We start from the raw sequence: 7,294 nt of genomic DNA on the forward strand, positions 1-7,294 counted from the left end.
AGATTCTCCCTCACTCCGGCAGCCCGGGGACCGCCAGCTCACCCTCGGAATTGTCGTTGAAGAACCACGTCAGCCGGTCGTCGAAGCGCAGGCGCACGGGGCCGACCGGCCCCTGCCGCTGCTTCGCGACGATCACCGTCGCCTGGCCCTCGGCGCGATGGCAGGCATCGCCCCACTCCATCGACCGGCGGTCGAAATCCTCCGCCTTCTCCTTCGGCCGGCGCGTCGGCCGGCTGCGGATCAGGTAGTAGTGCTCGCGGTAGAGGAACATCACCGCATCCGCGTCCTGCTCGATCGTGCCGCTGTCGCGCAGGTCACTCAGCACGGGCGTCTTGTCGTCACGCTCCTCGACCTTGCGGGAGAGCTGCGAGAGCAGCAGCACCGGCACTGTTAGCTCCTTGGCCAGCGCCTTCAGCCCCTGCGTCAGCTCCGAGATCTCGGCCACCCGGTTCTGCCCCATGGCGCGCGTGCTCGCGGTCAGCATGCCGAGGTAGTCCACGACGATCAGGTCGAGCTTGCCGGAGCGCCGCAGCAGCCGCGCCTTGGCCCGGATGGCCGGCAACGTGACGACTGCGGCATCATCCCACTCGATCGGCAGCTGGCCCACGCGCCGCGCGGCGAGCACGAGGTCCTGCGTCTCGGGCGAATCCGGGCGCAGCCGCACGAGCCGGCCGTCCGGCCCTTCGATGGATCCGCGCCTCACGGCGTTGACCGGTAGGCGCGCCACGGCGGCGCCAACGCGCATCATCACCTGCTTGGCCAGCATCTCCGCCGAGACGTAGAGCACCTTCGTCCCACGCGCTGCGGACCGCGCGGCGATAACGGCGGAGAGCGCCGTCTTGCCCATGGAGGGCCGCGCGCCGATCACCAGCAGGTCGCCGCCGACCATGCCGCCGAGCATGCGGTCCAGCCCGTCGAGGCCCGTGGTGACGCCGATGAGCCCACCCTTGCTGGCGATCGCGGCCATCATGTCGTCGACCATGGCGCGGGCGACGGAGGCGCTATCCTTCGTGGCCTGCGTGCCCTGGCCGTCGCGGGCCAGCGCCATCAGGTCCGTGTCGAGCTGGCCGAGGATGGCCTCGGCCGCGCCGGTGTCCATGTAGCAGGCCTCGTGCCCGCGCTCGCACAGCTCGATCAGCTCGCGCCGGATCCAGCAGTCGTGGATGATGCGCCCGTACTCGGCGGCGTTGACGATGCCGACCATGGCGGCGAGCAGCTGCGAGATGTAGCCGGGGCCGCCGAACTCCTCGACGCGGTTCATCGCCTCGGCGGCATGGCGCATGGAGATGGCGTCGACGGGGCGGCCGGCCTCCACCTGCTCGCGGATGTACGCATAGACCTTCGCGTGGATGGGGTCGGCGAAGTGGCGCGCCTCGAGGAACCCGGCGACGCGGTCCAGCGCCTTGTTGTTGCGCAGCAGGGCGCCGAGCAGGGCCTGCTCCGCATCGAGGTTGGCGGGCGGCAGGCGCGGCTGGAGCGCGAGGCCGGCGCTCATGCGGCCTCCGCGCGCAGGCGCCGGCGGATGTCGGCCTGGTACTCCGGCTCGGCCTCGCAGAGGGCGGCGCTGAAGCCCTCGGCGAGGCAGGCGGCGCCGGTGGTGCCGGAGCCCGCGAAGGGATCGAGCACGAGGCCGCCGGGCGGCGTGAGCATGCGCACCAGCCAGCGCATGAGGGCGACGGGCTTGACGGTGGGGTGGCTGGAGCCGGCGCGGTCGGCGGCGGTGGCCTTGGCGGAGTAGTAGAAGCGGGAAGCGGTGCCGGTGTCGCCAAAGCCTGTGACCGGCGTTCCCGTCTCTTCGGTGCCCCAGGAATAGGGCGCCTTCCGAAGGCCCGAAGGCTTGCCGCTGGTCTTTTCCCCGAAGGCCGCGAAGGCCGCCTCGACCTCCTCGCTGCCGTCGTGCACGACGTTGGCGGGCCAGCGGCCCATATCTGTGGGTATCGGTGGACCTGACGTTCCGGTCCGATACTGGTCCCGATCACGCTCGCCGGCGCCTCGCCACGCCTTCGTTGTATTGTCCGAAGCCGGCACCCGCCCCGCATCCACATTCAGCGCCCCCGCGCCGTGCCGGAGCAGGTTCGCCGCCAGCGTCCCGTCCAGCGGCTTCTGCGCGACGATGATCGGCTCCCAGGCCGGCTTCAGCGCCGAGCCCCAGCCCGCCCACGGCGCCGACCGCTCCGACACGTCGCAGACGTGGTCGCCCGGCTGGCGCTTCTCCTCCGGCGGCAGCGTGCGCGCGAAGTGCCGGCCCGCGCAGCGGCACGTCGCCTCGGCCACCACACGCTCGGCATCCTGGCTCTTGGGCCAGCCTGTGCCGTAGAGCCAGGCGAAGGTGTCGCAGTACTCGAAGCCCGCATCCTCGATCGCGACGGCCATCCGGTGCCAGGTGCGCGTGCCGCCGAAGGCCGCGAGGTAGCCGCCCGGCGGCAGCAGCCGCAGCGCGCGCTTCCAGGTGGCGGGCCGGAAGGCGACGTCGCCGCCGTCCCACACCTTGCCCATGAAGCCGCGCGAGATCCGCCCGAGGGCATTGTTGTAGCCCGGCTGCGCCGCGGCCGCGCCCTCGGCGCCGAAGCGCGCGGTGATGCTGGTGAGGTGATAGGGCGGGTCGCAGATGACGGCGTCGACACGCTCGCCGCGCAGGATCATGCCGTCCATGGCGTCGCGGCAGTCGCCCGGGTGGAGCGTGATGCCGGGCGCGAGGGCTTCGGGCGCGCCGCTCATTCCGCAGCCTGCCAGTGCCGCACATAGGCCCGCGCCGCATGCGCCGCGCAGTAGGCGCGCTCCGTGCCGTCCCGCCGCCGCTCCCGCGGCTTTCCGCAGAAGCGGAAGCCCGGCGCCTTCGGGTCGCCCTCCGGCCAGCAGCAGGTCCCGCGCGACGGCGGTGCGGCGACCGCCACGGCCGGCGCAGCCACCGCTGGCGCGGGCAGGACCGGCGGCAGGGTCAGGCGGGGAACATCGTGCCTCCCCATCTCGGGGCCGGGCCGAGGCTCCCGGCCGATGCTGCCCACGCGGGCCGGTTCAGGGCGCTGCGGCACCGCCCGAGCCGCCGGCAGCGGCGCCAGCGTCGCGCGCCCTGCCCGCGAGGGACGCGCCTTCCGCTCCCCCACGGCGCGCGTGATCGGCGAGGGCCGCGACGCCAGCTTTAGCCGATGCGCCTTGCCCGCGACGGCATTCTTGGAGAGGCCCATCCGCCGCCCGATCTCGGCGGTCGAATGCCCCTCGGCCCACAGTTCGCGCAGCCGCGCGATGGAGGCCTCGGTCCACAGATCCTCCCTCACGCGCCCCTCCCGGAAAAGGAGCGAGGCCGCCCGGCGCGGCCCGCAGGTGGTGCCTCAGGGAGGAACGTCCGCGGCGTACCACGCCCGCCGGGGCGCTTGCCCGCACCGCCGGCCCCAAGGGACGAGCCCTCAGCGGCGCCGGGGGCGATGCGGGAAGGGGGGTTCGGGGGCGCCATCAGGCCAGCGCCTCCAGCTTGATCTGCACGGCGCCCAGCGCCTCGGCCGAGACGCGCTCCAGCTCGCCGAGCTCGCGCTCCAGCCCCTCTAGGTCGGCCCGGCAGAGCCGCCCATCCTCGATGCCCTCGGCGAAGGCGCGCAGCACGTCGCCGCTCTCGCCGCCCACCTTGGCCACCAGCTTGGCGAGCCGCCCCGGCGCCATGGGCTTGCGCGCGACGAGCCCGTGCTGCGCGCGGCGTGCCATCTCGGCGGTGACGAGCGGCTCGCCCACCACCTCCTCCAGCGCGCAGACGACGTCGAGCGGCGCGAAGGCCTCGCTGGCCATGTCGTAGTAGCTGGCGAGCTGCGAGCGGCCGACGCGCACGCAGGTGACGGCGGCGTCGAGCCCGCCGGCGCGCCGGACGAGCTCGCGGAACAGCGCCTTCAGCGCGCGGTCGCGGTCGGGGATGGAGCGGCGCGGGTTCATGGCGAACCCATGCCCAGGACACCGGACGCCTTCCGGATGCCGGCCATGCTGCGCTGCGGCAAGGTCGGGGCATGACGACGATCACGCATGTAGCATGCCTCCGGATGTGGCAGGGTGGGGCGCCGCCGAGGGAGGGCGGATGCGATGAGGATCTTCGCGACAGGCGTGGGCTGGGGGCTGCTGGCCGTAGGCGCCGCATTGATCGCCGCCGGGCTCTTCGCCGCCGCGCCGGCCGGCGCGGATTCCCGCTTCAGCGCGGCGGAGCAGGTGGAGTGGTCGCTCGCGCGCGGCCTGCCGCTGCTCCTGCTCGGCCTCAGCGCCTGGGTGCCCGGCCTGCTGGCGCTGATCCTGGCGCGCCTGAGCCCGGATGCGGCGGCCGACTATCCGGCGGCGCAGTGGCAGGGCGCGATCCTGCGGATCGCGAAGGTGTTGGAGCGGGAAGGGCGCTAGACGGCTTTTACAATCCGCCATGCGGAACGCGATTGATTCGCAAGAATAAACGGCCTGATCTAGCTGCAAACTTCTTTCATTTATTACAGAGACGTGACACGGTTTTGCCCAATGAGAGGGATGGGTCGAGGAGACACCCCCCATGGGAATCAGGGAGATACGCACCGCCGCCGTGGAAGCGGACGCGCTCACGCGCCGGCTCTCTCGACATGCGGTTCGCAGCCCCTCGCCGGTTCGGCGAGGAGAGACTTCAGCGCCTCATCGATGCGCGCCCGAACGCTGACGCGCGGCATGTCCGTCGCGCCATTCTTCCAGCGCGCCCATGTGGACCCCGCCACATCAGCCCTTCGAAGGAGACGGGCCATGGAAAGCCCATGGGCGGTGGCCGCGCCCTCGACCGTCTCGATCCATTGCATCGTGTCGCTCATTTGCGAAAGCATACGGATCGCAAATTGCGATTGCAAGCGTCTCCGCCCGCCCTTCGCAAATGCAACTGCATTAGGATCGCACGCGGCAAGGAGGCGGCGATTTGAACGGCGAGGCGGACGAGGACACCAAGGATCCCGCGACAGCGGCGGATACGTCGGATGACGTCCGCGCGGCCCACCGCAGCTATGTCGAGACCCTAATGCGCCAGACGGGCCGCGACATGACGAACCTCGCCAAAGGCGCCCGTGTGTCCGCAAGCTCCCTGTCCCGCGTCCTGAAGGGGACGTCCGGCCTGTCGTGGCGAACGCTCGAGGCGCTGGAGCAGAAGTATCGCGTGTCACCTCCGGCCGAGGTGCTCGCGGGATTCGACAGGGCCCAGCCGCTGCCGGAGCCTTCGCCGGAAGGGGAGGGCGAAGGCATAAAGCTATTCTCGCTCTACGCCGTGAACTCGACCACCGACTTCGCCATGAACGAACGCGCGAGCGATGCAGCGCCGCGCCTCGCCGGGGTTGCGCATGCCGACAAGGTCTACGCGACGCGCATGCCCGACGCCTCCATGCGCCCATGGCGGCGGCCAAACGAGCTCATCTATATTGACCCCACACGCGTGGTGGCGGAGCAGGAGCACGCCCTCGTCGAGCTCACCTTCCCGCACGACGCGAATCACCCGCGCAATCTGTTCCGCGTTCGGCAGCTCGTCGAGAAGACCCGCTCTGGCGACGTCCGGCTGCGCGCCTACGACTCGCCGGAGGTTGAGACTCTCCCGAAGATCCGGGTCGTGGCCCTGCACCGGATCCTGGAGTGGCACGAGGTCGCGATCGGATGATTTGAAGTTGCGATTGCAATTGACATAGCAAATGCAATCGCACATGTTGGTGCCCGTCGCCCCAATCCCGGGGCGCGGAGCGCCGCATGTCCGACCCCGCCACCCAGGCCAAGCCTGACCAGCCGCCGCTGATCCCCGCGGCCGAGCCGACGCCGCTCGTCACGCTCATCACCATCGACGGCAAGCCGCTGCGCATCATCCCCGAGGGTGCGGGCACGCTCTGCATTGCCCCCCCCGGCCAGCGCTCCCGCCGCTACCGGATCGACCGCTACCAGGCGGTGGCGCTGCTCCGCGCGCTGGAGGACGTGCAGAACAGCCCGGGGCCCGCCTATGTCTTCGCGAAGGGCCAGGGCCGATGATGCACCTGGACCCCATCGGCGCCGCCGCGATGCCGCCGGCCCCGCGCCCCGCCCCGCGCGGCCCCTGCGCCGACTGTCCCGCGCTGCTGCGCCAGGCCGGCGCCTTCGCCACCACCGCCCGCTGCGCCGAGCGCGGCAGCCGCCTCATCGCCTGGTTCTGGAACGGCGCCGACCCCGCGCCGCACTGGTGCCCGAGGGAGGCGCGGTCGTGAGCGGCTTCTTCATCGGCTGGGGCGTCTTCTGGGCCCTGATCTGGGCCGCGGTCTTCGTCTCGTCGCTCCTTGTCGAGATGAAGAAGCCGGGCGAGGGGAAAGCTGTCGGAAGCGCGTCGCTCTGGGGTTTCTTCGTCAGCATCGCCCTGATCATCGCGGCAGTCGTCAGTCGAGCGCTCGCCTGATGGAACCCCAATCCCCCATAACCTTCTCGGGCAGGCGCGATTTCGCCGCCGTGGACGCCGCCGAGGCGTGGTGCCGCGAGCGCGGCATCTCCGTCGGCGCAATGCAGTCCGGATCCCCGCGCGGACTGCTGCGCGGCGCCGCCCGCGTCGCGAAGTGGCGCAGCCTTTCGCCCATGGAGCGCGCGGCGCCTCACGGCCTCATGACGGCGCCGGGCGGCAGCTTCCGCACCGGCCCCGTGATCATCGAGATGCGTCAGCCCTCCCCCGAGGAGGTGATGGCGGAGACCAGCCCCGCACTCCATCCCCAGCAAGGATCCCCAGCATGAACAGCGCTACCCCCATCCTCGCCTACATGGCGGTGCCCGAGATCACGAAGGAGGTCTTCGTGGCCGAGATGGAGGCGCACCGCGCGGCGGACCGCTTCGTCTCCGGCACCTATTGGGAGAACGGCCGCGGCTGCGCGGTCGGCTGCGGCATCGCGACGATCAACGCGCGCCTCGGCCGCCACTACAGCCACGGCGATCACGCCGCGCTGGCGCAGACGCTCGGCATCCCGCGCTGGCTGGCGCGCGTCGAGGACCGGATCTTCGAGGGGCTGCCCCAGGCCGAGCGGCTGGAGTGGCCCGTGCGGTTCGCCCGCGCGATCCCGGAGGGTGTGGATCTCTCCGGCGTGCTGCGGCCCTGGCTGGCCTCGGTGCTGCGCGAGGTCGTGCTGCCGGTGGCCGGCACCAGCAAGGAGGCCGTCGAAGGCTCGATCCGTGTCCTGGAGATGGGCGCGGCGATGACGCCAGCCGATGCCGAAGGGGCCCGCCGAGCCGCGCAAGCGGCGAGACGGAGGGCGGCGGCGGCGGAGGCGGCGTGGGCGGCGGCGGCGGAGGCGGCGGCGGCGGCGGAGGCGGCGGCGGCGGCGGAGGC

The 7,294-nt window shown here is 71.9% G+C and carries 12 protein-coding genes; 7 read left to right on the forward strand and 5 right to left on the reverse strand.

The features are described from left to right. Positions 1-10 precede the first annotated feature (10 nt). From AC1ROY_RS19290 to AC1ROY_RS19305, 4 genes are all read right to left on the reverse strand, one after another. Positions 11-1,495: a replicative DNA helicase gene (locus AC1ROY_RS19290; protein WP_493150488.1), complete on the reverse strand. Its 1,485-nt coding sequence runs from the start codon at positions 1,493-1,495 to the stop codon at positions 11-13. Next, the gene (locus AC1ROY_RS19295) at positions 1,492-2,718 is read right to left on the reverse strand and encodes a DNA methyltransferase (RefSeq protein ID WP_493150489.1); all 1,227 of its coding nucleotides are present in this window, start codon (positions 2,716-2,718) and stop codon (positions 1,492-1,494) included. Before AC1ROY_RS19295 ends, AC1ROY_RS19290 begins: the two co-directional genes overlap by 4 nt. Beyond that, the gene (locus AC1ROY_RS19300) at positions 2,715-3,275 is read right to left on the reverse strand and encodes a GcrA family cell cycle regulator (RefSeq protein ID WP_493150490.1); all 561 of its coding nucleotides are present in this window, start codon (positions 3,273-3,275) and stop codon (positions 2,715-2,717) included. The genes AC1ROY_RS19295 and AC1ROY_RS19300 overlap by 4 nt, the downstream gene beginning before the upstream one ends. A 175-nt stretch (positions 3,276-3,450) precedes the next feature. Continuing rightward, on the reverse strand, positions 3,451-3,918 hold the full coding sequence (locus AC1ROY_RS19305; protein WP_493150491.1) for a hypothetical protein: 468 nt from the start codon (positions 3,916-3,918) through the stop codon (positions 3,451-3,453). A gap of 144 nt (positions 3,919-4,062) precedes the next feature. Here AC1ROY_RS19305 and AC1ROY_RS19310 point away from each other — a divergent pair, with 144 nt between their 5' ends. Next, positions 4,063-4,368, forward strand: a complete 306-nt coding sequence (locus AC1ROY_RS19310; protein ID WP_493150492.1) for a hypothetical protein — start codon at positions 4,063-4,065, stop codon at positions 4,366-4,368. A 188-nt stretch (positions 4,369-4,556) separates the two neighbouring features. On the opposite strand, the gene AC1ROY_RS19315 is transcribed toward AC1ROY_RS19310, so the two are convergent. Then, positions 4,557-4,796, reverse strand: a complete 240-nt coding sequence (locus AC1ROY_RS19315; RefSeq protein WP_493150493.1) for a hypothetical protein — start codon at positions 4,794-4,796, stop codon at positions 4,557-4,559. A 101-nt stretch (positions 4,797-4,897) separates the two neighbouring features. Between AC1ROY_RS19315 and AC1ROY_RS19320 the strand changes: the two genes are divergently transcribed. From AC1ROY_RS19320 to AC1ROY_RS19345, 6 genes are all read left to right on the forward strand, one after another. Then, positions 4,898-5,623: a helix-turn-helix domain-containing protein gene (locus tag AC1ROY_RS19320; RefSeq protein WP_493150494.1), complete on the forward strand. Its 726-nt coding sequence runs from the start codon at positions 4,898-4,900 to the stop codon at positions 5,621-5,623. An 86-nt stretch (positions 5,624-5,709) separates the two neighbouring features. Continuing rightward, complete coding sequence (locus tag AC1ROY_RS19325; protein ID WP_493150495.1) at positions 5,710-5,982, forward strand: hypothetical protein; 273 nt, start codon at positions 5,710-5,712, stop codon at positions 5,980-5,982. Continuing rightward, positions 5,979-6,194, forward strand: coding sequence for a hypothetical protein (locus AC1ROY_RS19330; protein ID WP_493150496.1), 216 nt, complete (start codon positions 5,979-5,981; stop codon positions 6,192-6,194). The genes AC1ROY_RS19325 and AC1ROY_RS19330 overlap by 4 nt, the downstream gene beginning before the upstream one ends. After that, positions 6,191-6,379 (forward strand): hypothetical protein, encoded by a 189-nt coding sequence (locus AC1ROY_RS19335; protein WP_493150497.1) that lies wholly within the window; start codon positions 6,191-6,193, stop codon positions 6,377-6,379. The genes AC1ROY_RS19330 and AC1ROY_RS19335 overlap by 4 nt, the downstream gene beginning before the upstream one ends. Further along, positions 6,379-6,705, forward strand: a complete 327-nt coding sequence (locus AC1ROY_RS19340) for a hypothetical protein (protein ID WP_493150498.1) — start codon at positions 6,379-6,381, stop codon at positions 6,703-6,705. Before AC1ROY_RS19335 ends, AC1ROY_RS19340 begins: the two co-directional genes overlap by 1 nt. Then, a partial coding sequence (locus AC1ROY_RS19345) for a hypothetical protein (RefSeq protein ID WP_493150499.1) occupies positions 6,702-7,294 on the forward strand: 593 nt, incomplete at its 3' end. The genes AC1ROY_RS19340 and AC1ROY_RS19345, both read left to right, overlap by 4 nt.

The organism is Roseococcus sp. GW821-FHT12F05, from assembly GCF_058806835.1.

Bases quoted from the DNA above. Each gene is read 5' to 3' on its own strand.
- AC1ROY_RS19290 (WP_493150488.1), bottom strand. From the start codon at position 1,495: ATGAGCGCCGGCCTCGCGCTCCAGCCGCGCCTGCCGCCCGCCAACCTC.
- AC1ROY_RS19295 (WP_493150489.1), bottom strand. From the start codon at position 2,718: ATGAGCGGCGCGCCCGAAGCCCTCGCGCCCGGCATCACGCTCCACCCG.
- AC1ROY_RS19305 (WP_493150491.1), bottom strand. From the start codon at position 3,918: ATGAACCCGCGCCGCTCCATCCCCGACCGCGACCGCGCGCTGAAGGCG.
- AC1ROY_RS19310 (WP_493150492.1), top strand. From the start codon at position 4,063: ATGAGGATCTTCGCGACAGGCGTGGGCTGGGGGCTGCTGGCCGTAGGC.
- AC1ROY_RS19315 (WP_493150493.1), bottom strand. From the start codon at position 4,796: ATGAGCGACACGATGCAATGGATCGAGACGGTCGAGGGCGCGGCCACC.
- AC1ROY_RS19325 (WP_493150495.1), top strand. From the start codon at position 5,710: ATGTCCGACCCCGCCACCCAGGCCAAGCCTGACCAGCCGCCGCTGATC.
- AC1ROY_RS19330 (WP_493150496.1), top strand. From the start codon at position 5,979: ATGATGCACCTGGACCCCATCGGCGCCGCCGCGATGCCGCCGGCCCCG.
- AC1ROY_RS19340 (WP_493150498.1), top strand. From the start codon at position 6,379: ATGGAACCCCAATCCCCCATAACCTTCTCGGGCAGGCGCGATTTCGCC.